At 50.9% G+C, this 275-nt stretch carries 1 protein-coding gene; it reads right to left on the bottom strand.

What is annotated here, in order from left to right; genetic code table 11:
* The coding region (locus tag ACPYOM_RS22465) for a hypothetical protein (RefSeq protein WP_481347658.1) at positions 1-275 on the bottom strand (275 nt) is incomplete at both ends.

The following is a 275-nucleotide window of genomic DNA, read 5'->3' as shown; positions in this document are numbered from 1 at the left end:
CTGAATACTTGGTCATTAACCGGTCGATAAGATCGCAGTCTTCTGCAATCACCTTGGCAATACCCCTCAGCTTCCCTTTTGTCATGACGTCCCGTCTGAAACGAAGAACGACATCATTCAGGAGGATGAGCTCCACTGTTCGCTCCAAGATAATCCGAAAGTCACTGCAGGCACTCTTCGCGGTGAGGTCATAACCATCGGCGTCGGCATCGGCCTGATGCCTTTTGAGCTTCGGAATGACGTGATCTCTAACCGCATTAAGCGCTTTATCGGGC

The organism is Monashia sp. HAY1-2A, assembly GCF_056755315.1.
Note: the sequence above shows the minus strand (reverse complement) of the source record. Positions and strands in the feature narration are given on the sequence as shown.